Genomic DNA, 26,642 nt, shown 5'->3' on the forward strand with positions numbered 1-26,642 from the left:
AACACGGTGGCGGCGGCCCGCGCCCTGATCCGTCGGCATCTCCCGGTGAAGGCCGCTCACGCGGTCATGACCGAACTCTTCGATACGGGCGAGGCCTATGTCGAGGTGCCGAAAGTCGAGAGCCTGAACCACCTGATCTCCGAACTGACGGCTTTGGGCATCGACGCGCGCAGGCATTGGCCTGACCAGATCTCGGTTCGGATCGTGCGGGAATCCCTGCATCTCTCGCAAGCTCAGTTCGCCCTGCGGTTCGGGCTGGAGGAAGCAACTGTCAAGAACTGGGAGCAGGGCAAGTCGAAGCCGAACGCGACGGCCATGACCCTCATCTGGACGATCTATCGCCACCCCGAGGCCGTCGTGGATGCCCTCGCCAGGGGCGGAACCGCGACCCTCGACGCCGCAGCGCCTGCGTTTCGATAGCGCGGAGGAACCGAGGCCGGAGAGGGGCCGGGGCCAAGCGGGAACGTTAGGCCCCCACGACCGCCAGAACAACCTCCCGCCGGTGCGGCCGGTCGCGGTGCTCGATGAGATAGATGCCCTGCCAGGTGCCCAGCGCGAGGCGGGCGTCCAGCACCGGCACGGCGAGGCTCGCATCCGTCACCAGGGTGCGGATATGGGCCGGCATGTCGTCCGGGCCTTCGCTGCCGTGCACGTAGGCGCCGTGGCGCGGGGCGAACCCGTCGAGGGCGGTCATGAGGTCGGTCTGCACGTCCGGGTCGGCGTTCTCCTGGATGGTCAGGGAGGCCGAGGTGTGCCGGCAGAACACCGTCAGCACGCCGTGCGCGACGCCGCTGCGGGCCACGAACGCGGCGACGCGTCCGGTGATGTTGGTGAAGCCGGGGCCCTCCGTCGCCACCACGAGGCGGGCGCTCGCCTGCCGGCTCACCGGGCCCACCCGGAAGCCGTCGCGTTCGCCGATGCGGGCGCCACGGGTCATGAGGGGATCTCCAGGGTGGCGCCCGGGGCGATCTCGCTCGTCCCCCGGGCCAGGATGGTTTCGAGGAGGGCGATGCGATCGGCCTCCGCCGCTGGCTTGTCCCAGCGGATGCGGTGCACGCGGGGGAAGCGGAGCGCGACGCCGGACTTGTGCCGGGTCGAGCGCTGCACGCCCTCGAAGGCGATCTCCAGCACCAGCCCCTCGTCGAGGCCGTACGCGACCTCGCGCACGGGGCCGAAGCGCTTGACCGTGTGGTTGCGGACGTAGCGGTCGAGCTTGGCCAGTTCCGCGTCGGTGAAGCCGTGATAGGCCTTGCCGACGGGCACCAGTTCGAGGCTGCCGTCCTGGCGGGGCCGCCAGACGCCGAAGGTGTAGTCCGAGTAGAACGACGAGCGCTTCCCGTGGCCGCGCTGGGCGTACATCATCACGGCGTCGACGAGGTGGGGCTCGCGCTTCCATTTCCACCACGGCCCCTTGGGGCGGCCGGGCAGGTAGGGGCTGTCGCGCAGCTTCAGCATCACGCCCTCGATGGCGTCGGCATCCTCCCCCGCCCCCACTGCGGCAGGATCGGCACGCGCTTCAGCCAGATCCTCCCAGGTGGCGAAGGGCACGAGGGGCGAGAGATCGATCCGGGCATGGTCGAGGGCGGCGACGAACGTCTCGAGCCGGGCGCGGCGCTCGGCGAAGGGCAGCGGGCGCAGGTCCGCGCCCTCCGCCGTGAGGAGGTCGTAGGCCCGGACATGGGCGGGGAATTCCTCCAGGAGCTTCGGGGTCACCGCCTTGCGGTTGAGGCGCTGCTGCAGGACGTTGAAGCTCTGGACGCGGGATGCCTTCAGGATCAGCAATTCGCCGTCCAGCGTGCCCGTGAAGGTGATGGCCTGCGCCAGATCCGGGAACGCGCCGGTGATGTCCTCGCCCGTGCGCGAATAGACCCGCGCGACTTGGCTTCCCGCCTCGTCGCGGCCGCCCGAGAGCTGGACGCGGATGCCGTCCCACTTCCACTCGCCCGAGAACGCCGCCGGGTCGAGTTTCTCGAAGTCCGTTTCCGCGTCGATGGGGTGCGACAGCATCGGCGGCCGGAACGGCGCCGGGTTGAGGGTGGTGGGGCGCTCGGCCTTCCCCTCGACCCAGGCGAACAGGCTCAGGTACGGCGGCACCATCCCGTGCCAGACCTCCTCCACCGCGTCGGCCTCGTGGCCGCCGAGCGCCCCTACGGCGGTCTTGGCCAGACGCGCCGAGACGCCGACGCGCAGGGCCCCGGTGATGAGCTTGAGCAGCGCCCAGCGCCCGGTCTCGTCCAGCGCGTCGAGCCACTCGGCGATGCGGGCCGGCAGGTCGGCCTTCTTCACGGTGGCGAGGGTCTCGACCACCTCCGCCAGGGTCGGGATGTGGGGCGGCGGGTTGTTGTGGCCGAGAGGCGGGGGCGCATCCCCACGCCCGGGCGTAAGGGCATCGAGGGAAGCCGTGACGTCAGGCGCCGGCCAGATCAGCGCCGTGGTCTCGGCGAGATCGCCGACGTAGTTGTGCGACAGGGCGAACAGCACCGGATCGACCCGCGCCTCCACCAGCCCGCGGATCATCGCGGGCTTCGCCTCGCGAAAGGTCAGGTTGCCGGTCATGGCCGCGAGGGCGAAGCCGCGCTCGGGATCGGGGGTCCGCGAAAAGTAATCCTGCAGCAGGCGCAGCTTGGCGTTGCGGCGCGGCTCGTAGGCGAGACGGTCGAGGAGTTGGGCGAAGTGGTTCACGCGGCGACCTCCGCGACGCCCGGCTCGGCCTCGCCGTCGTCGCCGTAGCCCAGCAGGTGCAGGGGCTTGGCCTTGATCCCTTGGGTCCCGCACCAATGCACCAGGGCGTCCTCCTGCCCGTGGGTCACCCAGACCTCCCCGGCCCCGGTCTCCCGGATCGTGCGGCAGAGGTCGGGCCAGTCGGAATGGTCGGAGATGCACAGGGGGAGTTCGGCGCCCTTCTGGCGGGCGCGGGCGCGCACCCGCATCCAGCCCGACGCGAAGGAGGCGACGGGATCGGGGAATTTGCGCGACCACACGTCCTGGATCGCGGAGGGCGGGCACAGCACGATGGCGCCGTGGAGCTTGCCCCGCTCGGCCGCGACGACCTTGGGGGTCTCGCCGAGCGGAATCCCCTCCTGCTTGTACAGCTCCGTCAGTTTCTCCATGGCGCCGTGGAGGTAGATCGGCCGGTCGTAGCCGGCCTCCCGCAGCAGGGCCATCACCCGCTGGGCCTTGCCGAGCGCGTAGGCGCCGACGATGTGGGCGCGCTCGGGGAACAGCGCCACGGAATCGAGGAGTTTTTGAACCTCGTCCCGGGTGTCGGGCATGCGGAACACCGGCAGGCCGAAGGTCGCCTCGGTGATGAACACGTCGCACGGCATGACCTCGAAGGGTAGGCAGGTCGGATCGGGCGCACGCTTGTAGTCACCCGAGACCACGACGCGCACGCCCCGCGCCTGAATCGCGATCTGGGCCGAGCCGAGGACGTGCCCGGCGGGGGCGAAGCGGACGGTGACGTCGCCGACGCGGATGTCCTCGCCGAGCTTGGCCTCCTGGCGGGTCTCGCAAAAATCCTCGCCGTAGCGCACGGCCATGATCCGCAGGGTCTGGCCCGTGGCGAGCACCTGCCCGTGGCCGGCGCGGGCGTGGTCGGCGTGGCCGTGGGTGATCAGGGCCCGGGGCACGGGCCAGGTCGGATCGACGTGGAAATCGCCGAGGGGGCAGTAGAGCCCCTCGCGGGTCAGGGTGAGGAGATCGCTGGCGCTGAAGGTCATCGGCGCGGCATATAGGGCGCCCGATCCCCGAGCGAAGCGGCCGCCCCCACCCAGCATGTCACGCCCCTCCGGTTCCGGCGAGTTCCTCGCCGACAGACGCTACGCCTACGCCGAGGGGTGCCTGGCCGAGGGCGATGCCCTTGGGGCCGCCGAGATGGCGGAGCAGACCCTGGAGATCGCCCCCCGCTACGCCCCGGCCTGGTTTCTCCTCGGCCGGGCGCGGGAGGCCCGCTACGTCACCCACGGCGACCTCCGCGACCACCACGCGGCGCTGCGGGCCTACGCGGCGGCCCTCGACCTCGACCCCGAGGACGTGCAGGGCGCCCGGCTCGCCCTGGCACAGATCGGCGCGGGCCGCCGAGAGGACGGCGACGGCGACGTTCTGGGGGCGATCTCCCCGGCCTACATCCGTGCCCTGTTCGACGCCTACGCCGCGCGGTTCGAGCGCCACCTCGTGGACGACCTCGCCTACCGGGCGCCGGAACTCATCGTCGCCGCCCTCGATCGCCTGCCGGACGCGCCGGCGGTCTACGACACCGTGCTCGACCTCGGCTGCGGCACCGGCCTCGTGGGCGCGGCCCTGGGTGACCGGGCGCGCCACCTCACGGGCATCGACCTCTCGCCCCTCATGCTGGCCGAGGCCGCGCGGGGGAAGCGCTACGCCCGCCTGGTGGAGGCCGACCTCGTGGCGGGCCTCGCGGCGGAACCGGACGCCGGGACCGACCTCGTCACCGCCGCCGACGTGATGATTTACGTGGGCGGACTCACGGACCTCCTAGCGGGGTCCGCGCGGGTGCTGCGGCCGGGCGGGTGCCTCGGCTTCAGCGTGCAATCCCATGCGGGCGACGGCCTCGTGCTCGGCCCGGACGCCCGCTACGCCCATGGCGATGTCCTGGTGGAACGGGCCGTGGCGCGGGCCGGCCTCGTCCTCGAATGCCTCGACCCCGCGACCCTCCGGCGCGAACGCGGCCTGCCCGTCCCGGGACGCATCGTCGTCGCCCGCCGGCCCGGCTGATCCGGTCCGGATCCCGGGCGAGTTCGGATCACGGGCGAGGGTGGGTCGCTGGCAAGCCGGATCACGCGAACGTCAGCCGATCATCCGGTCCCCGCGAGGCGGAACGGTGGACAGGTGCCGCACGGCACGCCATGGCCAGATTCGACAGCCTCCCGGAATCCCATTGCGCGCCCGGGCGCGTATGGGGACCGGCAATCCCGCGTCGTGGCGTCGTCCCCGCGTCGGGCCGTTTCCCTGCCCCTCCCCGGGGCCGATCCTCTGGAGATTCCATGGCAGACCCGCAGAGCAAGGCGTTTCCCGCCAGCGCGCGAACGCGCATCCCGTTCGCCCTCGCCCTCTCGGCCGTGGCGGGCTGCGCCGATTCCATCGGCTTCCTCGAATTCTCGCAGCTGTTCATGTCGTTCATGAGCGGGAACACCACGCGGTTCGGCGTGTCGGTCAGCCGGTTCGACTGGGAGAGCACCTCGCGCGTCGCCTCCGTCATCATCCTGTTCTGCTTCGGCGCCTTCGCGGGCACGCTCATCGCCGCCTGGGTCGGGCGCTGGCGCCTGTCCGTGCTGCTGCTGCTCCAGGCGGTGCTGCTCACCGTCGGGCTCATCGTGCCCCACGGCACCTTCGCATTCCCGCTCCACGCCTATCCCATCGTCATCGCGCTCGGCCTCCAGAACGCGACCCTGCAGGACGAGGGCGGCCGCAGCCTGGCGCTCACCTACGTCACCGGCGCCGTGGTGCGGTTCGGAACCGGGCTCGCCAACCTGCTCCTCGGCGTGGTCGCGCCGTCGTTCTGGATCCAGGCCCCCCTGTGGGCGGCGCTCAGCACCGGCGCGGTCATCGGCGGCGTGCTGCAGATGCATTACGGAGAGGACGCGTTCCTGTTCCCGGCGGCCCTGGCGGCCCTGCTCGCGGTCATCGCCCTGGTGCTCACCATCGCCAAGCCCGGCAGCCCCTACGTCAGCGGCGAGGTCGAGCACCATCCGCCGGACGGCACCGCCGCCCCGACGCCCTGAGGCGGGCGGGTGTCGGGGATCACCCGTCGCCCCGGTCCCCGCGCAGGCGCTTGGTGTCGGAGCGCTTCGACTTTTCGTCGAGGCGCCGCTTCTTCGAGGCCAGGGTCGGGCGCGTGGCCCGGCGCGGGGTCGGCGGCACGGCGGCCTCCGCCACCAGGGCGGCGAGGCGCTCGCGGGCATCGGCCCGGTTGCGGTCCTGGGTCCGGTGCTGCTGGGCCGAGATGACGATGATGCCGTCCAGCGTCAGGCGCCGGCCGGCGAGCCGCATCAGCCGCACCGCGACGGCGTTGGGCAGGGACGGCGAGCGCCGCGCATCGAAGCGCAGCTGCACCGCGGTGGACAGCTTGTTGACGTTCTGCCCGCCGGGGCCCGAGGCGCGCACGAAGCTTTCCTCCAGCTCCGCCTCGTCGATGCTGATCTGGGGCGTGCACTGAAGCGCCACGGCGACGGTCTCCGGCCCGTTCGATCAGGCGGCCTCGGCCGGCGTCCGCGCCCGAACCGCCAGGGCGTGCAGGCCGCGCTTGAACGCCGGATCGAGGGCGCCGTTGACGAGGCGGTGGCGCTCGACCCGGCTCTTGCCGTCGAAGGCCGCCGAGACGACATCCAGTCTGAAATGGGTCTCGCCCTCGGGCCGCGCCCCGGCATGGCCGGCGTGCAGGTGCGATTCGTCGATCACGTCGAGATGCGTCGGCGCGAGCGCGGATCGCAAGGTCTCGTCGATCCAGTCCCTCATGGTCGTCATGGTGCGGTCTCCTTCCGGGCGAATGATCTCGCGTTCGGGGCTCGCTCGTTCGGGGGCTTGGCCGCCGCTCCCGTCAACCCCCGATGGCCGCATGCGGCATCAGGCCCGGCGCTCTTGTGTCTGCGACCCGCCCTCTCATAATCGCCCCATCATGGATCTCAACTCGCCCCTGTTCGACAGCATCCGCATCAAGCGCACCTGCGACGAGCCCAAGAAGGCGTCGGCGCAGGGCTGCGACACGCCCGGCTGCCAGAACCCCGGGCTCTACCGCGCCCCCAAGGGCCGGAAGGCGGAGGGGCAGTACTGGCGCTTCTGCATGGACCACGTGAAGGCCTACAACGCCACGTACAACTACTTCGACGGCATGAACGACGCCGCCGTGCAGGCCTTCCAGAAGGACGCCATCATCGGCCATCGCCCGACCTGGGCCATGGGGGTGAACCCCGCCACCGCCGCGGCGAAGCCGAAGCCCGAGGCCACGCGCGACTGGGCCTATGTCGATCCCCTCGACATCCTGCGCGCCGAGGGCGTCGGCGAGACCGCCCGGCGCAAACGCGCGCCCGAGCCGCGCCGGCCGCGCCATTCCTCGGCCACCCTCAAGGCCCTCGACGTCCTCGGGCTCGACGAGAACGCCGATTCGGCGGCCATCAAGGCGCAGTACAAGGTGCTGGTGAAGCGCTTCCACCCCGACGCCAACGGCGGCGACCGCTCGTTCGAGGAGCGCCTGCGCGACATCATCCGCGCCCACGACGCCCTGCGCGCCGCCGGGTTGTGCTGAGCGCGGCACGAACCCTGCGTGGATTTTCGGGATCCGGTCGGATTTGCAGGTCTGGTCGGATTTGCAGGTCTGGTCGGCCCGGGCCGGGGCGGCAATCGGCGCGCAACGCCCTATATCGTGCCCGACCACGTCTCTTTCGTGTGGCATCCACCCTTGGCGTCCCCCGGCGCCGTCCCCTAGATGACGGGGCGAAAGCGGCTCCGCGCGCGTCGCGCCCCTCTCGCCCGACACAGCCCCCGCGTGTTCCGGTCCCGCCGGCGCCCGCTCCACGAGGTCCCGTATGCTCTCTGACGTCTCGCCCGCCTCGCTGCCCGACCGGACCGTCTCCGTGCGCGAGGCCTTCGGCATCGACCTCGACCTCATGGTTCCGGCCTTCACGAAGACCGACGAGCATGTGCCCGACCTCGACCCGGACTACATCTTCGACCGGGAGACCACCCTGGCGATCCTGGCGGGCTTCGCCCGCAACCGCCGCGTCATGGTCACGGGCTATCACGGCACCGGCAAGTCGACCCATATCGAGCAGGTCGCCGCCCGCCTGAACTGGCCCTGCATCCGGATCAACCTCGACAGCCACGTCTCGCGCATCGATCTCGTCGGCAAGGACGCCATCGTGCTGCAGGAGGGCAAGCAGATCACTGCTTTCCAGGACGGCATCCTGCCCTGGGCCCTGCAGAACAACGTGGCCCTGGTGTTCGACGAGTACGATGCCGGCCGGCCCGACGTGATGTTCGTGATCCAGCGCGTCCTCGAACTCTCCGGCCGCCTGACCCTGCTGGACCAGAAGCGGGTCATCCGCCCGCACCCGGCCTTCCGGCTGTTCGCCACCGCCAACACCGTGGGCCTCGGCGACACCTCGGGCCTCTATCACGGCACCCAGCAGATCAATCAGGGCCAGATGGACCGTTGGTCCATCGTCACCACCCTCAACTACCTGCCCCACGACCGCGAGGTCGACATCGTCCTGTCCAAGGCCCTGCACTACCAGCGCGACGGCGGCCGCGAGATCGTCAGCAAGATGGTGCGCGTGGCCGATCTGACCCGCAATGCGTTCATGAACGGCGACCTGTCGACGGTCATGAGCCCCCGCACGGTCATCACCTGGGCCGAGAACGCCGACATCTTCCAGGATATCGGCTTCGCCTTCCGGGTGACGTTCCTCAACAAGTGCGACGAGCTGGAGCGCACCCTCGTGGCGGAGTTCTACCAGCGCGCCTTCGGCAAGGACCTGCCCGAGAGCGCCTCGAACGTGGCCCTGAGCTAGGGAATCTTTGGCGGAGGACGCGATGGGCGAGCCGGCTGTGAAGGGCGGACCGCGTACGGGGGAGGTGGTCCCCGGCCGGACGCGCTACGAGGACGACCTTTACACCTGGGTGCAGGAGCAGGTCGCGCTTCTCCGTGCCGGGCGGGTCGATGCGCTCGATCTCGATCATATCGCCGAGGAGTTGGAGAGCTTGTCCGAGAGCGAGTTCGGCAAGCTTCAGAGCACCTTGCGCGTCCTCGTGATGCACATGCTCAAATGGGATCAGCAGCCCGAGCACCGTACGCCGAGCTGGATCTTCTCGATCCGCGAGCAGCGTCGCCGCTACGAGCGCATTCTGGCGAGCAACCCCGGTCTGAAGTCGCGCAACGACGAGGCTCTGGGCAACGCCTACCCGGACGCACGGGAGTGGGCGTCCGACGAGACGCACCTCCCGCCGGATGAGTTTCCCCCCGAATGCCCCTACGAATGGGACGACATCCTGAACCGGCCCTTCGATTTTGACTCGGTGAAGAAGCAGCGCCCGTGAGCATCTCCAACCGCAAAGCCGGCGAACGCCGCGAGCCCGTCGCCGAACCGCTGAAGCGCTCGGTGGCCGGTTGCCTGCGCGCCATCGCCAAGCGGGCCGAGGTCGAGGTGGTCTATGCCAGCGACCGGCCGGCGCTGACCGGCGACAAGGCGCGCCTGCCCGAACCGCCGCGCAAGCTGACGCCCGGCGACGTGGCGATCCTGCGCGGCAACGCCGATTCCATGGCGCTTCGGCTCGGCTGCCACGATGTGGCCGTCCATCGCCGTCTGGCGCCCGAGAATTCCGGCGCGCGGGCGGTGTTCGACGCCGTCGAGCAGGCCCGGGTCGAGGCCATCGGCGCGCGGCGGATGTCGGGCGTCGCCTCGAACCTCTCCGCCATGCTGGAGGACCGCTACCATCGCGGCGGCAAGTACGAGGCGATCACCGACCGGGCCGACGCCCCCATGGAGGACGCCGTCGCCCTCATGGTGCGCGAGCGCCTCACCGGCCAGGCGCCCCCGCCGGCGGCGCAGAAGATCGTCGACCTCTGGCGCGCCCATATCGAGGACAAGGCTGGGCCGAACCTCGACGGGCTCATCGGCGCACTCGAGAACCAGCGCGCCTTCGCCCGCTCCGTGCGCGACCTCCTCAGCTCCCTCGACATGGCCGACGAGACGCCGTTCGACCCCGAGGACGACGACAACGACGACGACGAGGGCGAGTCCCAGGACGACGAGCAGACCCCGAGCGAGGGCGAGGCCGAGGAGCAGTCGCAGGGCGACCGCGCCGAGATGGAGGTGTCGGAAGAGGCCTCCGACGACCTCCAGGAGGGCGCCACCGAATCGGCCGACGCCCCGTCCGGCGAACTGCCGGAGGAGGCCGAGAACGCCGAATCGGAGGAGGCCTCGGAGGCTTGGCGGCCGCCTTCGTCTCGGGGCAACGAGGCCCGCGGCCCCGACTACAAGGTGTTCAATCCCCGCTTCGACGAGGTGATCCACGCCGAGGACCTTTGCGACGCCGAGGAGTTGGCCCGCCTGCGGACCTACCTCGACAAGCAGCTCGCCCACCTGCAGGGCGTGGTCGGGCGCCTCGCCAACCGGCTCCAGCGCCGGCTCCTGGCCCAGCAGAACCGCGCCTGGGATTTCGACCTCGAGGAGGGCCAGCTCGACCCCGCCCGCCTCGTGCGGGTGGTGACGGACCCGTTCCAGCCACTCTCCTTCAAGCAGGAGAAGGACACGAACTTCCGCGACACCGTCGTGACCCTGCTGCTCGACAATTCCGGCTCCATGCGCGGCCGGCCCATCACCGTGGCGGCCACCTGCGCCGACATCCTGGCGCGGACCCTGGAACGCTGCGGCGTCAAGGTGGAGATCCTGGGCTTCACCACCCGGGCGTGGAAGGGTGGGCAATCGCGCGAGGCGTGGCTCGCCGCGTCGAAGCCGAACGCGCCCGGTCGCCTCAACGACCTGCGCCACATCGTCTACAAGAGCGCCGACGCTCCCTGGCGCCGGGCGCGAAAGAACCTCGGGCTGATGATGCGCGAGGGGCTGCTGAAGGAGAACATCGACGGCGAAGCCCTCGATTGGGCGCACAAGCGCCTCATCGCCCGGCCGGAGCAGCGCAAGATCCTCATGGTGATCTCAGACGGCGCGCCGGTGGACGATTCGACCCTGTCGGTCAATCCGGGCAACTACCTCGAGCGCCACCTGCGCTGGATGATCGAGGACATCGAGACCCGCTCCCCCGTCGAGCTCCTCGCCATCGGCATCGGCCACGACGTGACCCGCTACTACCGCCGCGCCGTGACCATCATCGACGCCGAGGAACTCGGCGGCGCGATGACGGAGAAGCTGGCGGAGCTGTTCGAGGAGGATGCGGGCAACGGCGGGCGCAAAGCCTCACGCGCGGGCGGGCGGCGCTAGGCCCCCGACGGCGGTTTCATCGCCGCCCGGCTGCACGCGGGCGTTGAGATATCGCTTGTCGTCTGTGAAACGCGATGCTCGAGAGGCAGGCATCCAAACCGACCCGGATCCCGCGATGACGTGGCACCTGCACTGGCTCGAAGCCTCGGGCGATCTCAGCCCCTGGCGCGACGCGATCACCGCGGAGGTGGAAATCGCCCGCCGCGCCATCGTCGGCCTGGTACCGGTGCGCCCCCTCGACATCCTCGTGCAGCGCGACGCCGACGGGGTCCTACCTGAGACCGGAACCGGTGGACGGGCCTACGCTTCGACTCTGTTTTCCCTGACCATCGACCCGGACAATCCCAATTTCGCAGGCGTGCTGGCGGACGGGGACATCCGCCGGACCGTGGTGCACGAAGCGCATCACTGCCTGCGCATGGCCGGGCCCGGCTACGGCTGGACCCTCGGCGAAGCCCTGGTCAGCGAAGGCCTGGCGGGCCGGTTCGTGGAGCGCCTGTTCGGCGCGGCCCCCGAACCGTGGGAAAACGCCTTCGATGACACCGCGCTCGCGGCGCAGCGCCCCGACGCGGCTCTTCTGGCGGCGCGCGACTACGATCACGCGGCCTGGTTCTTCGGGTCCGACGCGTATCCGCGGTGGTACGGCTACACCCTCGGCTACCGGATTGCGGGCGACTGGGTGCGGGCGAATCCGGGGGCGGATGGCGAGACCTGGGTGAACGTCCCGGCCGAGGCAGTTCTGGCGGCGGCCCGCGGCCATACTCTGGCAGCGGCCTGAGCCGGCCCGTCGCCCGTTCACCTGGGTGACGACGCAATTCCGGGACGCCGGGGGCGGAGTAGTCGGGACGCCGGTCGGATGAATCGACCCTGCAAAGACGAACGCATCCCTAGGCTCATGGCGTCCCACAGAGCTGCCGCTCCAGGCGAGCGAGCAGGCGTTCGAACACGCCGGGATCGTCGAGGGCGCGGGCCAGGACGAGGCCGCCCTGGATCGCCAGGACGGCGTCCTCGGCCAGGGTCTCGGCCTCCGCCCGGCCGGCGCGGTGCAGCGCTCCCGTGAGGGCATCCCGCCACGCCGCGAAATACCCCGCGATCCGCATCCCGAATCGGTCCCGCCCCTCCGACAGGGCGAGGGCGCCGACGAGGCAGACCCGCCGGCCGGAGCGGAAATACGCATCCGTCTCCGACAGCATGCGCCGGATGGCGGCGCGAGGGTCGGGATCGTCCCGCAGGGCTGCGTAGATCTCCGCCTCGAACCAGGCGCCGATGCTGTCGAGGACGGCGTCCGCCATCTCGGCCTTGCCGCCGGGAAAGGCGTGGTAGAGGCTGCCCTTGCCGAGCCCCGCGCGGGCACCGAGCAGGGCGAGGCTGGCCCCGGCGTAGCCATGCTCGCGAAACACCTCGGCGAGCGCCGGGATCGCCGCCTCCCGCGCGCCCGGGGCCGCTGCGCTCACAACCCGAGTTCGGTGAGCCCCGGGTGATCCTCCGGGCGCAGGCCGGGCGCCGCCCAGCGGAACAGGCGCTGGTTCTCGGTGATGGGCAGATCGTTGATGCTGGCGTGGCGCATCCGCATCAGGCCGTTGGCGTCGAACTCCCAGTTCTCGTTGCCGTAGGCGCGGAACCATGCGCCGACGGCATCGTGGAACTCGTAGGCGAAGCGCACGGCGATGCGGTTCTCGGTGAACGCCCACAGCTCCTTGATCAGCCGGTACTCGTGCTCGCGCGCCCACTTCGCCTCGAGGAACGCCACGATGGCGGGGCGCCCGGTGAAGAACTCCGAGCGGTTCCGCCAGCGACTGTCGGGCGTGTAGGCCAGGGCGACCTTGTGGGGGTCGCGGCCGTTCCAGCCGTTCTCGGCGGCGCGGACTTTCTGAATCGCGGTCTCGCGGGTGAAGGGCGGCAGGGGCGGACGGGCGTCGGACATGCGAACTCCTGGCGCGCCGATTCGCCAGCGCTGTACCGATCGGTACAATCCGGTCGGAGCCGCGTCAATCCGGGTCGCAGCGCCCCACCCGCGCGCGACCGGAGACACCCCGGACACGACGAAGCCGCCGCCCGCACTCAAGCGGGCGACGGCTTCGACTGAGATGTCTGGTCCGGCTCAGGGGCCGGCCCGTCGGCCTTCAGGCAGCGACGGGGGTCTCGACCTCGGCGAGCTTCTTGTGCAGCTCGCGCTTGATCAGGCGGGCCGTCTGCGACAGCTCGATCTCGCGCGCCTTGATGAGGAAGGCATCGAGGCCGCCACGGTGCTCGACGGAGCGCAGGGCATGGGCGGTGACGCGCAGGCGCACCCGACGCTTCAGGGCGTCCGACTGCAGGGTGACCTGGCACAGGTTCGGCAGGAACCGGCACTTGGTCTTGCGGTTCGAGTGGCTCACGAGGTGGCCGGTCTGCACGGCTTTGCCCGTGAGTTCGCAACGGCGCGACATAATCAAACTTCCCGGTTCGTTCCGCATGTCCGACAGGGCGATGGCGGGACACCCGCGAATGGGTCTCACGCACGCCAAGCCCGGTGGAGCGGCGTTCTCATTGAAGGCGCGAGCCTATAGGGGAAGGGTACCCCAGGCGTCAAGGCATCGCGGCCTTTTTCAGCCTCGGCACGGTCAAGCTGGCACGGGTCCAACGATGTGTTAACCATGGGAGCGGACGATGCGGGACTACGGACCCGGCCGCGTCTCGACCGGGCATCCTCGCAGCACCCCGAGTTCCCAGCCATGTGCGCCCAGCGTTTCCCCAGCGCCAGCCTTTCCTTCGCGGCTCTCGCCGCCCTCATGGTCGCGACGGCGCCGGTTCAGGCGCGCCCCAAGGCGTCCGCCGCCGCCCCCGCCAACGTCACCGTCGATTACGGCATCGCGCTCGCTGGCATCCCCATCGGCACCGCCCAGGTGACGGGGGCCTTCGAGAGCACGCGCTACCGCATGGACGTGTCGGCCCGCCTCACGGGCCTCGTCGGCGCGGTGACGGGTGGCATGGGCTCGGCCCGCGCCAGCGGCCTCATCGCCACCGGCCCGCAGCCGAGCGCCTTCGCCATCTCCACCAAGACCTCGAATTCAGGCATCGCCGTGCGGATGGCACTGGCGCGCGGCACCGTCACCCAGGCCGAAATCACCCCGCCGCTGGTCGACATGGGCGACCGCGTGCCGATCACGCCCGAGAACAAGCGCGGCGTCATCGATCCGGCGAGCGCCCTGATGATGCCCGCCGTGGCCCGGGGCGAGCTCATCGACCCGGCCAATTGCAACCGCACCCTGCCGGTCTTCGACGGCGCCACCCGCTTCGACGTGGTGCTGAGCTACGGCGAGACCCGCACGGTGGAGAAGCCGGGTTATTCGGGGCCGATCCTCGTCTGCAACGCCCGCTACCAGGCCATCGCGGGTCACCGGCCCGACCGGCCGGGGGTGAAGTTCATGGAGGACAACCGCGACATGTCCGTGTGGCTCGCGCCCGTGGAGGGCACCCGCGTGCTCCTGCCGATCCGCATCTCCGTGCGCACCACCATCGGCACCAACATCATCGAGGCGACGCGCTGGAACCGCAGCGGCGGCACGACGACGGCCGGGGCGCCCACGACCGGCACCCTCGCGAGCCTCGGCGAGCAGCGCTGACCCTGCGGATGCGACGCTTCCGTCCCGTCCTCGCCCTCCTGCTCGCCGCCGGCCCCGCCGCGGCGGCCCCCTTGAGCACCGACGATTCCGGGTGCGGTGGCGACGCCTATTCCTCGGCCGAGGTGGTGGAGGGGCGCCGCCCCCGGGGCAGGCCGCTCACGGCCATGCCCGACACCCTTTGCGCCGACCTCGCGGCGCCGCCGGCCCGGACCCGGATCGAGATCTACGGCGTGCCGGGCCTCGGCGGTGCGGGTCCGGGGGGATACGACCCGGGCGGCGGTTACGACGCGGGCCGACCTGGCCCCGATGGCCTTGGCGGAACCGGGGCCGGCGCCCCATATGAGCGTGGACCGCCACGTCGCCCACGCCGGGGCGACTGATCGGGCCTTTCCCGCGCGACACGTTCACCGTCGCCGGCCTGTCTCGCCGAAGGGACCGCCCCGCGCCCATGCTCCGCCCCTCCCTCCCCCCGCAGGCCCGCGCACGCGGCGTCACGGCGGTGCTCGGGCCGACCAACACCGGCAAGACCCACCTCGCCATCGAGCGAATGCTCGCCCACCCGACGGGTATGATCGGCCTGCCCCTGCGGCTGCTGGCGCGCGAGGTCTACCTGCGGGTGGTGGCCAAGGTCGGGGTCGACAAGGTCGCTCTCGTCACGGGTGAGGAAAAAATAAAACCCGACCGGCCGCGCTACTGGATCTCCACCATCGAGGCGATGCCGCGCGACCTCGACGTCGCCTACGTGGCCATCGACGAGATCCAGCTCGCCGCCGACATGGACCGGGGCCACGTCTTCACCGACCGCCTGCTGCACCAGCGCGGGCGCGAGGAGACCCTGCTGATCGGCTCCTCGACCATGCTGCCCCTGGTGCAGTCGCTGATCCCCGGCGTCCGCACCACCACGCGGCCCCGGCTCTCCCAGCTCACCTTCGCGGGCGAGAAGAAACTCGGGCGCCTGCCCCGGCGCACGGCCATCGTGGCGTTCTCGGCCGAGGAGGTCTACGCCATCGCGGAGCTGATCCGGCGCCAGCGCGGCGGCGCGGCGGTGGTGCTCGGCGCCCTGTCGCCCCGCACCCGCAACGCCCAGGTCGAGCTCTACCAGTCCGGCGAGGTCGATTACCTCATCGCCACGGATGCGGTGGGGATGGGGCTCAACCTCGACGTCGACCACGTCGCCTTCGCGGCGAACTGGAAGTACGACGGCACGCGCTTTCGCAAGCTCACGCCCCCCGAGATGGGGCAGATCGCGGGGCGGGCCGGGCGCCACCTCTCGGACGGGACCTTCGGCTCCACGGGGCGCTGCGCCCCCTTCGAGCCCGAGATGATCGAGGCCCTGGAGACCCACGATTTCGAGCCCCTGCGGGTGCTGCAATGGCGCAACCCGGACCTCGACTTCTCCTCCCTCAAGGCCCTGCAGGCGAGCCTCGACGAGCACCCGCGCGAACGCGGCCTCACCCGTGCCCCCATGGGCGAGGACCAGTCGGCGCTGGAAATCCTCATGCGCGAGGACGACATCCGCGACATGGCCTCCACACCCGCCACGGTGAAGCGGCTGTGGGACGTGTGCGGGGTGCCGGACTACCGCAAGGTCCATCCCCAGACCCATGCCGACCTCGTCGCCCAGCTGTTCCGCTTCCTCATGCGGGGCATGGCCGGGCGCATTCCCAACGACTGGTTCGCCAAGCACGTGGCGATGATCGACCGCACCGACGGCGACATCGACGCGCTCTCCCAGCGCATCGCGCAGGGGCGGACCTGGACCTTCGTGGCGAACCGGCCGGATTGGCTCATCGATCCGGTGCATTGGCAGGGCGAGACGCGTCGGGTAGAGGACAGGCTGTCCGACGCCCTGCACGAACGCCTTGCAAGTCGTTTCGTCGACCGGCGTACCAGCGTCCTGATGCGGCGCTTGAGAGAGAATACGATGTTGGAAGCTGAGATCACCGCCGGCGGGGATGTGACCGTCGAGGGACAGCATGTCGGCCATCTGCATGGCTTCCAGTTCGTCCCGGACCCCGGCGCGGAGGGCCATGAGGCCAAGACCCTGCGCAGCGCGGCCGAGAAGGCGCTCGCCGGCGAGATCGAGGCCCGCGCCGAGCGGTTCTCGGCCGCCGCCGACGCGTCCCTGGTGCTGAGCCACGACGGCGTCGTGCGCTGGACCGGCGACCCGGTGGCCAAGCTGACGCCCGGCGACAAGCTATTTGAGCCGCACGTGCGCCTGCTGGCCGACGAGCAGCTCACGGGCCCCGCCCGCGACAAGGTCGAGGGCCGGCTGACCGCCTGGCTCAAGGCCCACGTGGTGCGGCTCCTCGGGCCGCTCATGGAGATCGAGACGGCGGCCGACCTCACGGGCCTCGCCAAGGGCATCGGCTATCAGGTGGTCGAGTCGCTGGGCGTCCTGGAACGGTCCAAGGTGATGCACGAGATGCGCACCCTGGATCAGGAGGGCCGCGGGGCGCTCCGCCGCCACGGCGTGCGCTTCGGCGCCTATCACATCTTCCTGCCGGCCCTATTGAAGCCGGCGCCCCGGACCCTGGCGGCCCAGCTCTGGGCCCTCAAGAACGGCGGCCTCGACCAGCGCGGCCTCGACGAGATCGCGCATCTTGCGAGTTCCGGCCGCACCTCGATCAAGGTCGACCCCGAGATCGCCAAGGGCCTCTACCGCGCCGCCGGCTTCCGGGTGTGCGGCGAGCGCGCCGTGCGCGTCGACATCCTCGAGCGCCTCGCCGATCTCATCCGCCCGGCCATCGCCTACCGCCCCGGCACCACGCCGGGCGAGGCGCCCGCCGGCACCGCCGACGGCGACGCCTTCGTGGCCACCGTGGGCATGACCTCGCTGGTCGGCTGCTCGGGCGAGGATTTCGCCTCGATCCTGAAGTCGCTCGGCTACGCCCCGGAGACCCGTCCGGGCCCGGCCATCACCGTGCCGCTGCTGCCCGCGGCCTCGACCCAGCCTGTACAGGTGAGCGTGCCGGCCGATGACACGGCCGACGCGACGACCGGGGACGGCGCCGCGAACGACGATGCCCCCACCGCAGAGGGTGAAGCCGCTCAGGCGGCCGAGGGCCACGACGGCGCCACGGCCGTGGATGCCGCCATCGAGCCCGGCGCGACGGCCGACGCCGTGGCGACGCCCCTGATCGAGAACCCCATCGAAGCCACCGCACCGGAGCCGGCGATGGTTTCGGAAGAAGCGACCTCGGAAGAAGCGACCACACCCGAGACGACTTCGGCAGACACGACTTCGGCAGACACGACTTCGGCAGAGACTGCCGAGACAATTGAGCCGGCCCCCGAGCCCGTGGCCGAGGCCGCCAGCCTCGCCGACGCGGCCGAGCACCCCACCGAGGCCGTGTCGGCCGACGGCGCTGAGGGCGAGGACGCAACGAGCGAAGGCGCCGAGGACGAGGCCGCTGCGGCGGAGATCGTCACCGTCGAGGTCTGGCGGCTTCAGCGCCAGCAGCGTAGCGCCCCGCGTCAGAACCGCCCGCGTGGCGGTGGTCGCGACCGCGACGGGGCGGCTCCCAACCGCGCCCCCGGCGAAGGTCGGCCGGATCAGCGCCGTCAGGCCGGTGCCGGTGCGTCCGACGGTCAGGGACGCCCGCGTGGTGGTGCCCCCGGCGGCGAGCGTCCGGAGGGCGGACGCCGCGAGGGTGGACGGCCCGAGAACGGTCGTCCCCAGCGCCGCGAGCGCTTCGAGCCGGGCCGGACCCGTCCCGACCGGCGCGACGAACCCCGTGCGGCGCCGCGCGACGAGCCGCGGCCGCAGCGCCGCGAGCGGGCCCCGGACCCGGATTCGCCCTTCGCCAAGCTGGCCGCCCTCAAGGCCCAGCTCGAGGCGGGCGAGGGCAACAAGCGTTGAGGCGCACATGAAGCGATGAAGCCGGGGCGCCAGCGTCTCGACAAATGGCTGTGGTTCGCGCGCTTCGCGCGGACCCGCACCCTCGCGGCGGGCCTCGTCGAAGCGGGATACGTCCGGGTGAACGGACGTCGGGCCGACGCGGCGGCCACCGCCATCGCGGTGGGCGACGTCGTCACCGTGGCGGCGGCCCACACCACCGCCCTGGTGCGGGTGCTCGACCTCGGCGAACGCCGCGGCGGTGCGCCGGAAGCCCAGACACTCTATGCCGATCTCAACACGGCCTCCCTGGATACGACCGCCGTCGACACGCCGCCGGGCTGAACACCCCGTGTCCCCCGTACGACACCGGTACCGTCGACTGCGCAGGGCCGGGTTGCCGCGCTTGTCAGCCCTTCGGCCAGGGTCTAGAGCCTGCCCCATCAGGCGGAGCGGGTACCCGCACCAGCCAAAGCGTCAACGGATTTGCAAAGCCATCGGGTCGGCGGGGTTTCCCCATCGCGGTCCGGGCCGGCGCGGATCGAGGACTGAAGGCCCCATGACCTACGTCGTCACCGACAATTGCATCAAGTGCAAGTACATGGACTGCGTTGAGGTGTGTCCGGTGGACTGCTTCTACGAAGGCGACAACATGCTCGTCATCCATCCCGACGAATGCATCGATTGCGGCGTGTGCGAGCCGGAATGCCCCGCCGAGGCGATCAAGCCCGACACGGAGCCGAGCCTCGAGACCTGGCTGAAGGTCAACGCCGACTACGCCAAGACCTGGCCGAACATCACCCAGAAGAAAGACGCCCCCGCCGACGCCAAGGAGTGGGACGGGGTCGCCGGCAAGTTCGAGGCGCACTTCTCGGCGAGCCCCGGCAAGGGAGACTGACGCGCATCGAGGGCGAACGACGCGCGTCGAGGGCGAACGAGAACCGGCTTCGACCGCCTGCCGCGCCCATGGCGCCGGGTGGATCGTCGCGCCCGGGAGACCGCGCCGGATACCGGGTCGAACCGTCCGTTGCGTGCCGCTCCCGATGCCGCTCGCGCGTCCCGGCCTGCGTCAAAGCGATGCGATCGCCGGGGATTCGCGTTGGACGCCGGGTGAGCCTGTGCCGGCAATCCTTTGATTCGGCGGCACGATTGTGCTATGCCTATGGCCTGCCGTCGTTCGTGCCCGACGTGCTGCCTCCGGCCCTCGACAGATGGCTCTCTCGCAAGCTTGAGAAAACGAGGTCGCATGCGATCGACCGCTGGAGGCGCGTGGCGCCTTCGGCGGACGGTCTTTCGTTGCGCTGTGTCGGCTAGCCCGGGAATCCGTGGGTCCGGCCTCTTTCGAGGATCGGCTTCCGGCCAAGGGGCTGAGGCCGGGTGACCCACCCCGGGAGTTACGGTTCGGCGCGGCGATCGATTCCGCGCGATGTTCTGGAGGCGCTTCTCGCATGACCACAGCCAAGAAGACGACGGCAACGGGCCGGCAAGGCTTCAAGACCGGCGAAGCGGTCGTGTATCCGGCGCATGGTGTCGGCCGCATCACCGCCATCGAGGAGCAGGAGATCGCCGGGTACAAGCTCGAGCTGTTCGTCGTCTCGTTCGAGAAGGACAAGATGGTCCTGCGCGTGCCCACCGCGAAGGCCAACAGCGTCGGCATGCGCAAGCTCGCCGAGCCCGAGCTCGTCAAGAAGGCCCTCGACGTGCTCACCGGCCGCGCCCGGATCAAGCGCACCATGTGGTCGCGCCGGGCCCAGGAATACGAGGCCAAGATCAATTCGGGCGATCTGCTCTCGGTAACCGAGGTGGTGCGCGATCTGTTCCGCTCCGAGGCCCAGCCCGAGCAATCCTACAGCGAGCGTCAGCTCTACGAGGCCGCCCTCGATCGCATCGTGCGCGAGATTTCCTCGGTGAACCGCATCACCGAGACCGAGGCCCTCAAGCTCATCGAGCAGAGCTTGGCGAAGTCGCCGCGCCGCGCCAAGGGCGAGGCGGAAGCCGAGGGTGAGGCCGAGGCCGACGAGATCCAGGAAGAGGCGGCCTGAGCCGCATCCGCTCCATCTGAATCGACACGAAGATCCGGGCCCGGCGCAGCAGCGCCGGGCTTTTTCGTACCGACCCCGGCTGCCCCTGCGCGGATCTGTATTCACCAAGGCGCGATGCGGGAACAATCGCCGCGACGCCTCCGTTGTCAGTCGCCACGCAAAGACTGTGTGTTCGCCCCCGAACGGGACGTTCCGATCTTGCGGCAGAAGCGAACGTTTCAACGAGGCGGAGGCGGGGATGGCGGACATCGCTGGGATACGGCGTCAGTTCATACGCACGGCGATGGAAGCGCCTTTCCTTGCCCGGGACGAAGAACGCGGCCTCGCCGTCCGCTGGAAGGACAAGCGCGACGAGCGCGCCCTGCACGGCCTGATCGAGGCCCATATGCGCCTCGTCATCGCCATCGCGGGCCGCTTCCGCCACTACGGCCTGCCGATGGCGGATCTGGTCCAGGAAGGGCATGTCGGTCTGATGGAGGCCGCCGCCCGGTTCGAGCCGGAGCGGGAGGTCAGGTTCTCGACCTACGCCACGTGGTGGATCCGCGCTTCGATCCAGGATTACATCCTGCGCAACTGGTCCATCGTTCGCGGTGGCACGAGTTCGGCCCAGAAGGCCCTGTTCTTCAATTTGAGGCGCCTCCGTGCCCGCCTCATGCAATCCACCGAGGAGCATGTCGGCGACGAGATCCACCGCCGCATCGCCACCGCCATCGGCGTCTCCCGCGAGGATGTCGCGCTCATGGACGCGCGCCTGTCGGGGCCCGACATGTCCCTCAACGCCCCCGTCGGCGAGGAGAGCGAGGCCTCGTCCGAGCGGATGGATTTCCTCGTGGACGGTGCGGCCCTGCCCGACGAGACGGTTTCGGCCCAGGTCGACGGCGAGCGCCGCCTGACCTGGCTCAACGAAGCCCTGGCCGTGCTGTCGGAGCGCGAACTGCGCATCCTCAAGGAGCGCCGTCTCGCCGAGGATCAGGCGACGTTGGAAGCCCTCGGCCTGCGCCTCGGGATCTCGAAGGAGCGCGTGCGCCAGATCGAGAACCGGGCCCTCGAGAAGTTGCGCCGGGCCCTCGCCGAGCGGTTCCCGCAGACGGCGGGCAACGTCTACGCCTGACGGCTCTCGGGTTCTCGGGCTCTCGTAGGAACGAGGCATATCGGTTGGATCTGGGCGTCGCGTCGGGTCGGATATCCGGGGCGGCGCCGTTTTCGTTTCTGAATGTGACACCCACGCAACAGCGTGAGGTTCGGTACAATTTTATCGATCCGGCATCTTTCGCTACCCGCGGCGGTCGCGTTACGCTCGGGCACGGAAGTGTGATCGAGCCGATGAACGACCGAGACCCCCTCCCCTGGAAATCGATCATGGTCCTGCCGACCCTGATCGCCCTCTCGGCCTCGGCGGTGCTGCTGGTCTCGCTTCACCACCGCCTGTCGGTGCAGGCCGCGATCGGCCTGTTCGTGGGCGCCCTCGCCGTGGTGGAGATCGGGTATCTGCTGATCCTCGTCGCCGTGAGCCGTCGCGACACGCCTCGACGACTTCCCGTCTCGCGCGGGCGGTGACGGGTCCTCCCGGAAGCGCATTCCCGGTCTCGGATTGGCCGGTCTCGGATTGGCCAGTCCGTGAGCCCGGTTGGCCCGGGGGCGCCATCGTCTGGCATGCAGGCCTTCGCCTCGACGCCGCACGCCGCGCCGCCTGCTTCGCCCTCCTCGACCGCGACGAGACGCTCCGCGCCGACCGGTTCCTGCAGGCCCGCGACCGGGATCGCTTCATCGCGAGCCACGCGGCCCTGCGCTTCCTCCTGGCCGGCGCCCTGGAGGCGGAGGCGCGAACCCTGTCCTTCTCGGTCTCCGCGTTCGGACGGCCGAGCCTCGCCGGTGCGCAGGCCGGACGCCTCGACGTCAACCTGTCCCATTCGGGCGAGCACGCCCTCGTGGCCCTTTCGCCCACGGGGCGGATCGGGGTCGACATCGAGGTGCCGCGGCCGATGCCCGATGCCCTGCGGATCGCCCGCGCCCATTTCCATCCCCGGGAGATCGCCGCCCTCGAAGCCCACGGATCCGACGGGGAGGCCGCGTTCTATGCCTGCTGGACGTCCAAGGAAGCCTTCGTGAAGGCGGTGGGGGCGGGCCTGTCGCGGCCACTGAACGGGTTCGCCGTCGCGGTCCCACCCGCCCCTGCGGCCCTGCTGGAGGTCGACGATGCGGATGGGCCGGCCTCCGCCTGGACCTTGGCCGCCCTCGCGCCGGCACCGGGCACGGTCGGCGCCGTGGCCCTCGCGATTCCCCGGGCGGCGATCGCCCTGGCGGCCCTGTCGCCCGACTGGGCCGACCGGATCGGCACCTGACGGTCGGCACATCGAAGAAAGCGCGCGGCCGGGCAACGATCCGCTTGCAGGCCGCCGTCGGCCTCGCTATAGGTCCGCTCGTCGGCGCAGCGCGCCGGCCTTCGGAGTGTAGCGCAGTCTGGTAGCGCACCACGTTCGGGACGTGGGGGTCGCAGGTTCAAATCCTGCCACTCCGACCAGCTCTCCCCGGGAGAGCGGTCTTCCCGGCTCAGAGAGCACAGGCAATTCTTCATGAATTCCTCCCACCCTCGGCTAAAGGCTGGGGCTGGTTCGGCGTGTCGAGGTCTCGGCGGCACCCCATCACGGACGTGACCGTCGTCATGCGCGAACACGATGGCCATGGCGTCGCCGGGTGGCCCTTCGGGCCACGAGCCAAGGACGGAGCCGTTCCGGCGACCCTTCCGGACGGACGGCCCTGGCCGAATCTGCACGTCCTCACGCCGTCGCCCCCCGGCACGCCCGGCCTCGCCGGCACGGACGCCTCCGTGGCGGGCCAGGATTACCGGCCGCTCCAGCACCATCACGTCCCGCCCGGACCCGAGGCAACGGCCCGCGTCGCCGCCCTGCTGTCCGATCCGTCCGTGGATTTCGTCCTCGTCCTGCGGGCGGGGGACCTCCTGGCGCCGGGCGCCCTCACGTCCCTCGCCCTGGAGGCGTCCCTCGCGGCGGCGGACGTCGTCACCGGCCTGCGGGTGGTGTTCGGCGAAACGGTTCTGGGCCTCGATGCGGTCGCGCAGGCGCCCGGCCCCCTCGACGGCCGGGTTCCGGCCGGACGCCTCGGCCCCTTCACAGGCGGCGAATGCCTGCTGTCGCGGGCGGCGATCCACGCGGCCGGCGGCCTCGACCTCGCCGATCCGTCTCCGGTCGGCGCGTTGTGGCCACGCCTCGCGGGGCTGCGGCTGGCGCGGGTCGGGCGCCCGGTCCTGCTCCAGCGCGCGCCGGAGGGTCACGTCCCACCCCCGCACCCCGCCGGCCTCGCCATCGCGGCCCTGACCGACCAGGGCGCCGGCGGCGGGGCGGGCATCGCCCATCGCCGCCTCGCCGAAGCCCTCGCGCTGTCGGGGCATCGGGTGACGGGCCTGCGGCTGTTCGACGAGGCCGTGCCGGCGAGAGCCGAGTGGCAGGACCGTTTCCCCCGCACCGAGGCGGCGATCCGGGACGGGGGCCACGATCTCCTCCTCGTCGGCAACATCCACGGCGCGACGCGCCGGCTCGGGCTCCTCGCGCGCCTCGCCGCACACCTTCCCGTCGCCGTCGTGATGCACGACCTGTTCCCCATCACCGGGCGCTGCGCCTTCCCGTGCGACTGCACCCGCCTCGCCACGGGCTGCGACGCGGGCTGCCCGACCCCGACGCAGTACCCCTACCTCGCACCGTCCCGGATCGCGGGCGTCCATGCCGAGAAGCGGGCGTACCTCGCCGGTCCCGGCGGCCCCCTGCTCCTGACCAACTCGGCCTGGACCCACGAGTACACCCGTGCCAACGCACCCGCCGGCACCGCCGTGGCCCGGATCGACCTCGCGTTTCCCACGGGGGCCTTCCGGCCCGGCGACCGGACGGCCCTGCGCCGACACCTCGGCCTGCCCGTCGACGGCGTGCTGGTGATGTTCGCCGCCGTCATCGCCGACGCCCCCGGCAAGGGGTTCGCCGACCTCGTCGCCACCCTGCGCCGCGTCGCGCGGCCGGGTGTCGGCTTCGTCGCCGTGGGACGCCTCGACGATCCGGACGCCCTCGGCCTGCCCGACCTGTTCGCCGCCGGTCCCGTCGGCGACGAGGCCGGTCTGGCGGCGTGGTACGGCGCCTGCGACATCTACCTCACCGCCAGCCTCAACGAGACCCTGGGACAGACCCCTGTGGAGGCGGGGCTGTGCGGACTTCCCACCGTCGCCTACCGGGCCTCCGGACTCACCAGCGCGGTGATCGACGGCGTCTCGGGCGTCCTCGTCCCGCAGGAGCCCGGCTCCCTCGCGGCCGCCCTCGCCGGTCTCATCGCCGACGAAGCCCGGCGCCGGCGCCTCGGCGCGCAGGCGCGGATCGCCTTCGAGGGCCGGTTCAGCCATGCCGCCGCCGCCCTACGGTTCAACGACGTCCTCGTCGCACGGGGCCTGATCCCGGCGCCCGCCGACGGGCGCCTGCGCTTTACGCCGGCCATGCTCGGCCGGTTCGCCTTCGCGCGGGTGCGTCATCCGGGCGAGACCGGGACCGTGCCGGGCCCCTCCCCCGCCCCGATCCGCCTCCTGCGCCGGGCCAAGCGCGCCGTCTTCGGCCGGGACCTGCCGCTTTGGATTCGCCGGGTCCTGTACGTGGGCAGTCTTCTCGCCAGCCCCTCGCGGCGCGCGCGATGAGTGCGGCCCTCGCCCTGACGGCGACGCCGGCGCCGCGCCGGGTCTATCTCGACCTGAGCAACCTGCGCGGCCACGTCACCGGGATCGAGCGGGTCGCCCTCGACCTGTTCTCGGCCGCGAACCTCGCCCCGCACGAGGTCCATTCCGTGCGCAGCGGCGGTGTACCCGGGATGATGCTGGCCCAGCATCTCGGCCTGCCGGCACGGGCGCTCGCCGACCGCTCGGCGCTGTTCGTCTTCCCCGGCTTCCCGCCGAGCCCCCTGAGCATCGCCTTCGGCACCCGCTGCGTCACCTACGTCCACGACACCTTCCTGCTGACCCGGCCGGAGGACCTGAGCTGGAAGAGCCGGCTCTACATGGCACCGAGCTTCGCCTTCGCCATGCGGTTCGGACGCCGCTTCCTCGTCAATTCACGCACCACCGGGCTGGCGGTGCGGGACGTGTGCCGGCGCGACGCCCTCGTGGCGCTGCTTCGGCCGGGGGTACGCGACGTCTTCGGCCTCGCTGATCTGGCGCGGACGGCGGCCTACGATCCGGCCCTACCCCTGCGCATCCTCGCCATCGGCACCATCGAACCGCGCAAGGATTATCCGGCCGCCCTCGCCATCGTGGCGGCCCTGAATGCCGCCGGCATCCGCGCGGAACTGCACGTGGTCGGCCGGGTCGGCTGGGGCCGCCACGCCTTCCTCGACGCACCGCCCGCCTTCCTCACCCTGCACGGCTACGTCGACGATGCCGGCCTGCGCCGCCTCGCCGAGAGCTGTCACCTTCTCCTGTCCACCTCAAAGGCCGAGGGCCTCGGGCTGCCCCTCCTCGAGGTCCAGCACGGCGGGTTGCCCGTGGTCGCCCCCGAGGGAGCGGTGTTCTCCGAGGTGCTGGGAGACTCCGCTCTGTTCGTCGCGTCGGACGACCCGGAGGGCACGGCCGCCCGCATCGCCGCCTGGGCGCGGACGCGGCTGCCCGAGGCGGCGCGGGCATCGCGGGCCAACGTGGCCCGCTGGAACGGTCTCGCGACCGCCGACGCGGCGCGTTTCCGCAGCTTCCTCGACCGGGGGACGGCGGCCTACGCGGACGCGCCGGACGGCGTCGTTCCGGCCTCCTGAGGGGTCGCCTGCGCCCCCCCGGCCGGACCGAGCCACGGGGTCGCATGCGAGATTCGGGCAGAGTTCGGTAATCATACCCCCCTGTCATCGAGGTTCCCCACAGGAATCCCCGTGGAGGTCGGCGTCGCGATAGCGTCTTCTACACCGGGGCGTTCGTAGGGTTTGCCGGTGCCGCGGACGGCTCCGTGAGGCCCGTCCGCGAGGCGACGCTCATCCGTTCCGGTTCGGCCGACGCGAAGCCGGGACGACGCGAAACCGGGACGGTGCGGGCTGGCACGCCCGCTGCTGAACCACCCCGCATCCACGTCGACGACGGGAGCGCCTGTGCCAAATCGGTACGGTCGTTCCCCGGATGAAGCGGAGCGAGGGCGGGGCGACACCCCGGAAGCGGGACGGTCGGGAGACGGGACGATGT

At 71.1% G+C, this 26,642-nt stretch carries 27 protein-coding genes and 1 tRNA gene; 20 read left to right on the forward strand and 8 right to left on the reverse strand.

Going from position 1 to position 26,642, the window contains the following annotated elements; translation table 11 throughout:
* Positions 1–6: 6 nt before the first annotated feature.
* Positions 7–420 carry a type II toxin-antitoxin system MqsA family antitoxin gene (locus ASF27_RS01210; RefSeq protein WP_056357115.1) on the forward strand — a complete coding sequence of 138 codons (414 nt, stop codon included), beginning with the start codon at positions 7–9 and terminating at the stop codon, positions 418–420.
* Between the two features lie 46 nt (positions 421–466).
* Here the strand turns inward: ASF27_RS01210 and ASF27_RS01215 are convergent, their stop codons facing one another.
* From ASF27_RS01215 to ASF27_RS01225, 3 genes are read right to left on the reverse strand one after another with little or no spacing between them, the layout of a single operon-like run.
* On the reverse strand, positions 467–937 hold the full coding sequence (locus ASF27_RS01215; RefSeq protein ID WP_056357116.1) for a secondary thiamine-phosphate synthase enzyme YjbQ: 471 nt from the start codon (positions 935–937) through the stop codon (positions 467–469).
* The gene (locus ASF27_RS01220) at positions 934–2,682 is read right to left on the reverse strand and encodes a cisplatin damage response ATP-dependent DNA ligase (protein ID WP_056357120.1); all 1,749 of its coding nucleotides are present in this window, start codon (positions 2,680–2,682) and stop codon (positions 934–936) included. Before ASF27_RS01220 ends, ASF27_RS01215 begins: the two co-directional genes overlap by 4 nt.
* Positions 2,679–3,719 (reverse strand): ligase-associated DNA damage response exonuclease, encoded by a 1,041-nt coding sequence (locus ASF27_RS01225; protein ID WP_056357819.1) that lies wholly within the window; start codon positions 3,717–3,719, stop codon positions 2,679–2,681. The genes ASF27_RS01220 and ASF27_RS01225 overlap by 4 nt, the downstream gene beginning before the upstream one ends.
* Positions 3,720–3,774: 55 nt before the next feature.
* Here ASF27_RS01225 and ASF27_RS01230 point away from each other — a divergent pair, with 55 nt between their 5' ends.
* On the forward strand, positions 3,775–4,734 hold the full coding sequence (locus ASF27_RS01230; protein WP_056357123.1) for a methyltransferase domain-containing protein: 960 nt from the start codon (positions 3,775–3,777) through the stop codon (positions 4,732–4,734).
* Between the two features lie 269 nt (positions 4,735–5,003).
* Positions 5,004–5,741 carry a YoaK family protein gene (locus tag ASF27_RS01235; protein WP_056171930.1) on the forward strand — a complete coding sequence of 246 codons (738 nt, stop codon included), beginning with the start codon at positions 5,004–5,006 and terminating at the stop codon, positions 5,739–5,741.
* Positions 5,742–5,760: 19 nt separating this feature from the next.
* Here ASF27_RS01235 and arfB read toward each other — a convergent pair whose 3' ends face one another.
* Positions 5,761–6,183 (reverse strand): alternative ribosome rescue aminoacyl-tRNA hydrolase ArfB, encoded by a 423-nt coding sequence (gene arfB, locus ASF27_RS01240; protein ID WP_056171932.1) that lies wholly within the window; start codon positions 6,181–6,183, stop codon positions 5,761–5,763.
* Between the two features lie 24 nt (positions 6,184–6,207).
* Positions 6,208–6,483, reverse strand: a complete 276-nt coding sequence (locus tag ASF27_RS01245) for a BolA family protein (RefSeq protein ID WP_056171935.1) — start codon at positions 6,481–6,483, stop codon at positions 6,208–6,210.
* Between the two features lie 151 nt (positions 6,484–6,634).
* On the opposite strand from ASF27_RS01245, the gene ASF27_RS01250 reads away from it, so the two are divergent.
* The 5 genes from ASF27_RS01250 (at position 6,635) to ASF27_RS01270 (ending at position 11,730) form a co-directional block, all read left to right on the forward strand.
* Positions 6,635–7,261, forward strand: a complete 627-nt coding sequence (locus ASF27_RS01250; protein WP_056263650.1) for a DnaJ domain-containing protein — start codon at positions 6,635–6,637, stop codon at positions 7,259–7,261.
* 280 nt (positions 7,262–7,541) lie between these two features.
* Complete coding sequence (gene cobS, locus ASF27_RS01255; RefSeq protein ID WP_056171938.1) at positions 7,542–8,525, forward strand: cobaltochelatase subunit CobS; 984 nt, start codon at positions 7,542–7,544, stop codon at positions 8,523–8,525.
* A 22-nt stretch (positions 8,526–8,547) separates the two neighbouring features.
* On the forward strand, positions 8,548–9,051 hold the full coding sequence (locus ASF27_RS01260; RefSeq protein WP_056357126.1) for a DUF29 domain-containing protein: 504 nt from the start codon (positions 8,548–8,550) through the stop codon (positions 9,049–9,051).
* Positions 9,048–10,952, forward strand: a complete 1,905-nt coding sequence (cobT, locus tag ASF27_RS01265) for a cobaltochelatase subunit CobT (RefSeq protein WP_056302782.1) — start codon at positions 9,048–9,050, stop codon at positions 10,950–10,952. Before ASF27_RS01260 ends, cobT begins: the two co-directional genes overlap by 4 nt.
* A gap of 115 nt (positions 10,953–11,067) precedes the next feature.
* A complete protein-coding gene (locus tag ASF27_RS01270; RefSeq protein ID WP_056357128.1) occupies positions 11,068–11,730 on the forward strand; it encodes a DUF2268 domain-containing putative Zn-dependent protease in 663 nt (220 codons plus the stop codon).
* Between the two features lie 115 nt (positions 11,731–11,845).
* Here ASF27_RS01270 and ASF27_RS01275 read toward each other — a convergent pair whose 3' ends face one another.
* From ASF27_RS01275 to rpmB, 3 genes are all read right to left on the reverse strand, one after another.
* On the reverse strand, positions 11,846–12,406 hold the full coding sequence (locus tag ASF27_RS01275) for a TetR/AcrR family transcriptional regulator (RefSeq protein WP_056357131.1): 561 nt from the start codon (positions 12,404–12,406) through the stop codon (positions 11,846–11,848).
* Positions 12,403–12,876, reverse strand: coding sequence for a nuclear transport factor 2 family protein (locus tag ASF27_RS01280; protein WP_056357135.1), 474 nt, complete (start codon positions 12,874–12,876; stop codon positions 12,403–12,405). Before ASF27_RS01280 ends, ASF27_RS01275 begins: the two co-directional genes overlap by 4 nt.
* A gap of 199 nt (positions 12,877–13,075) precedes the next feature.
* Positions 13,076–13,381, reverse strand: coding sequence for a 50S ribosomal protein L28 (gene rpmB / locus ASF27_RS01285; RefSeq protein ID WP_056087207.1), 306 nt, complete (start codon positions 13,379–13,381; stop codon positions 13,076–13,078).
* Positions 13,382–13,723: 342 nt separating this feature from the next.
* Here rpmB and ASF27_RS01290 point away from each other — a divergent pair, with 342 nt between their 5' ends.
* The 12 genes from ASF27_RS01290 (at position 13,724) to ASF27_RS01345 (ending at position 26,227) form a co-directional block, all read left to right on the forward strand.
* A complete protein-coding gene (locus ASF27_RS01290) occupies positions 13,724–14,557 on the forward strand; it encodes a DUF3108 domain-containing protein (protein ID WP_056303147.1) in 834 nt (277 codons plus the stop codon).
* An 8-nt stretch (positions 14,558–14,565) separates the two neighbouring features.
* A complete protein-coding gene (locus ASF27_RS01295; RefSeq protein ID WP_056263639.1) occupies positions 14,566–14,937 on the forward strand; it encodes a hypothetical protein in 372 nt (123 codons plus the stop codon).
* Between the two features lie 68 nt (positions 14,938–15,005).
* Entirely contained in the window at positions 15,006–18,419 is a 3,414-nt protein-coding gene (locus tag ASF27_RS01300) for a helicase-related protein (RefSeq protein ID WP_056357138.1), read from the forward strand.
* A gap of 15 nt (positions 18,420–18,434) precedes the next feature.
* Positions 18,435–18,740, forward strand: a complete 306-nt coding sequence (locus ASF27_RS01305) for an RNA-binding S4 domain-containing protein (protein WP_056171960.1) — start codon at positions 18,435–18,437, stop codon at positions 18,738–18,740.
* A 214-nt stretch (positions 18,741–18,954) separates the two neighbouring features.
* A complete protein-coding gene (fdxA, locus tag ASF27_RS01310) occupies positions 18,955–19,293 on the forward strand; it encodes a ferredoxin FdxA (protein WP_056171963.1) in 339 nt (112 codons plus the stop codon).
* A gap of 550 nt (positions 19,294–19,843) precedes the next feature.
* Entirely contained in the window at positions 19,844–20,437 is a 594-nt protein-coding gene (locus ASF27_RS01315; RefSeq protein ID WP_056263635.1) for a CarD family transcriptional regulator, read from the forward strand.
* A 238-nt stretch (positions 20,438–20,675) separates the two neighbouring features.
* Complete coding sequence (locus tag ASF27_RS01320; protein WP_056171967.1) at positions 20,676–21,548, forward strand: RNA polymerase factor sigma-32; 873 nt, start codon at positions 20,676–20,678, stop codon at positions 21,546–21,548.
* A 248-nt stretch (positions 21,549–21,796) separates the two neighbouring features.
* On the forward strand, positions 21,797–21,994 hold the full coding sequence (locus ASF27_RS01325; RefSeq protein WP_156368810.1) for a hypothetical protein: 198 nt from the start codon (positions 21,797–21,799) through the stop codon (positions 21,992–21,994).
* Positions 21,991–22,779, forward strand: coding sequence for a 4'-phosphopantetheinyl transferase superfamily protein (locus ASF27_RS01330; RefSeq protein ID WP_056357141.1), 789 nt, complete (start codon positions 21,991–21,993; stop codon positions 22,777–22,779). Before ASF27_RS01325 ends, ASF27_RS01330 begins: the two co-directional genes overlap by 4 nt.
* A gap of 102 nt (positions 22,780–22,881) precedes the next feature.
* Positions 22,882–22,958, forward strand: a tRNA-Pro gene (locus tag ASF27_RS01335).
* Positions 22,959–23,099: 141 nt separating this feature from the next.
* Positions 23,100–25,124, forward strand: coding sequence for a glycosyltransferase (locus ASF27_RS01340; RefSeq protein WP_056357822.1), 2,025 nt, complete (start codon positions 23,100–23,102; stop codon positions 25,122–25,124).
* The gene (locus ASF27_RS01345; protein ID WP_056357144.1) at positions 25,121–26,227 is read left to right on the forward strand and encodes a glycosyltransferase; all 1,107 of its coding nucleotides are present in this window, start codon (positions 25,121–25,123) and stop codon (positions 26,225–26,227) included. Before ASF27_RS01340 ends, ASF27_RS01345 begins: the two co-directional genes overlap by 4 nt.
* The last annotated feature ends 415 nt before the right edge of the window (positions 26,228–26,642 follow it).

Source organism: Methylobacterium sp. Leaf102, from assembly GCF_001422425.1.
In the GTDB taxonomy this organism is placed as follows: Bacteria; Pseudomonadota; Alphaproteobacteria; order Rhizobiales; family Beijerinckiaceae; genus Methylobacterium.

Coding starts and splice junctions, on each gene's coding strand:
- ASF27_RS01270 (WP_056357128.1), top strand. CDS start 11,068: ATGACGTGGCACCTGCACTGGCTCGAAGCCTCGGGCGATCTCAGCCCC.
- ASF27_RS01315 (WP_056263635.1), top strand. CDS start 19,844: ATGACCACAGCCAAGAAGACGACGGCAACGGGCCGGCAAGGCTTCAAG.
- ASF27_RS01280 (WP_056357135.1), bottom strand. CDS start 12,876: ATGTCCGACGCCCGTCCGCCCCTGCCGCCCTTCACCCGCGAGACCGCG.
- ASF27_RS01260 (WP_056357126.1), top strand. CDS start 8,548: ATGGGCGAGCCGGCTGTGAAGGGCGGACCGCGTACGGGGGAGGTGGTC.
- ASF27_RS01305 (WP_056171960.1), top strand. CDS start 18,435: ATGAAGCCGGGGCGCCAGCGTCTCGACAAATGGCTGTGGTTCGCGCGC.
- ASF27_RS01340 (WP_056357822.1), top strand. CDS start 23,100: ATGCGCGAACACGATGGCCATGGCGTCGCCGGGTGGCCCTTCGGGCCA.
- fdxA (WP_056171963.1), top strand. CDS start 18,955: ATGACCTACGTCGTCACCGACAATTGCATCAAGTGCAAGTACATGGAC.
- rpmB (WP_056087207.1), bottom strand. CDS start 13,381: ATGTCGCGCCGTTGCGAACTCACGGGCAAAGCCGTGCAGACCGGCCAC.
- ASF27_RS01300 (WP_056357138.1), top strand. CDS start 15,006: ATGCTCCGCCCCTCCCTCCCCCCGCAGGCCCGCGCACGCGGCGTCACG.
- ASF27_RS01290 (WP_056303147.1), top strand. CDS start 13,724: ATGGTCGCGACGGCGCCGGTTCAGGCGCGCCCCAAGGCGTCCGCCGCC.
- ASF27_RS01320 (WP_056171967.1), top strand. CDS start 20,676: ATGGCGGACATCGCTGGGATACGGCGTCAGTTCATACGCACGGCGATG.
- ASF27_RS01225 (WP_056357819.1), bottom strand. CDS start 3,719: ATGACCTTCAGCGCCAGCGATCTCCTCACCCTGACCCGCGAGGGGCTC.
- ASF27_RS01245 (WP_056171935.1), bottom strand. CDS start 6,483: ATGACGACCATGAGGGACTGGATCGACGAGACCTTGCGATCCGCGCTC.
- ASF27_RS01230 (WP_056357123.1), top strand. CDS start 3,775: ATGTCACGCCCCTCCGGTTCCGGCGAGTTCCTCGCCGACAGACGCTAC.
- ASF27_RS01325 (WP_156368810.1), top strand. CDS start 21,797: ATGGTCCTGCCGACCCTGATCGCCCTCTCGGCCTCGGCGGTGCTGCTG.
- ASF27_RS01250 (WP_056263650.1), top strand. CDS start 6,635: ATGGATCTCAACTCGCCCCTGTTCGACAGCATCCGCATCAAGCGCACC.
- ASF27_RS01235 (WP_056171930.1), top strand. CDS start 5,004: ATGGCAGACCCGCAGAGCAAGGCGTTTCCCGCCAGCGCGCGAACGCGC.
- ASF27_RS01345 (WP_056357144.1), top strand. CDS start 25,121: ATGAGTGCGGCCCTCGCCCTGACGGCGACGCCGGCGCCGCGCCGGGTC.
- cobS (WP_056171938.1), top strand. CDS start 7,542: ATGCTCTCTGACGTCTCGCCCGCCTCGCTGCCCGACCGGACCGTCTCC.
- ASF27_RS01215 (WP_056357116.1), bottom strand. CDS start 937: ATGACCCGTGGCGCCCGCATCGGCGAACGCGACGGCTTCCGGGTGGGC.
- ASF27_RS01295 (WP_056263639.1), top strand. CDS start 14,566: ATGCGACGCTTCCGTCCCGTCCTCGCCCTCCTGCTCGCCGCCGGCCCC.